The organism is Nocardiopsis codii (assembly GCF_036327455.1).
Lineage (GTDB): Bacteria > Actinomycetota > Actinomycetes > Streptosporangiales > Streptosporangiaceae > Nocardiopsis > Nocardiopsis codii.
Genome location: NZ_JAUZMY010000090.1, coordinates 1 through 593, shown reverse-complemented (window position 1 = coordinate 593; position 593 = coordinate 1). Strand labels below are relative to the sequence as shown.

The following is a 593-nucleotide window of genomic DNA, read 5'->3' as shown; positions in this document are numbered from 1 at the left end:
ACGGTGGAGCGCCGTACGGGAACGGGGGCGGGCATGAGGGGCGGCGGGCTGCTGGTCGCGGGAACGACCTCGGACGCGGGCAAGAGCGTCGTCACGGCGGGCATCTGCCGCTGGCTGGTGCGCCGGGGCGTGAAGGTCGCGCCGTTCAAGGCGCAGAACATGTCCCTCAACTCCTTCGTGACCCGCGAGGGCGCGGAGATCGGACGCGCCCAGGCGATGCAGGCACAGGCCGCCCGGGTGGAGCCGACGGCTCTGATGAACCCGGTGCTGCTGAAGCCCGGCAGCGACCGGTCCAGCCAGGTCGTCCTGATGGGGAAGCCGGTCGGCGAGATGAGCGCCCGGGGGTACCACGGGGGCCGTCAGGAGGCACTGCTCGGCACGGTGACCGACTGCCTGGAGGAGCTGCGGTCGACGTACGACGCGGTGATCTGCGAGGGAGCGGGCTCCCCCGCCGAGATCAACCTCCGGCGCACCGACATCGTGAACATGGGGATCGCGCGGGCGGCCCGCTTCCCCGTGCTGGTCGTCGGGGACATCGACCGGGGCGGGGTCTTCGCCTCGTTCTTCGGGACGACGGCGCTGCTGAGCGCGGA

Annotated in this window: 1 protein-coding gene; it reads left to right on the top strand. The window is 72.2% G+C overall.

Features of this window, described 5'->3' with window-relative positions; genetic code table 11:
- Positions 1 to 33: 33 nt before the first annotated feature.
- A partial coding sequence (locus tag Q8791_RS31760; RefSeq protein WP_330095553.1) for a cobyric acid synthase occupies positions 34 to 593 on the top strand: 560 nt, incomplete at its 3' end.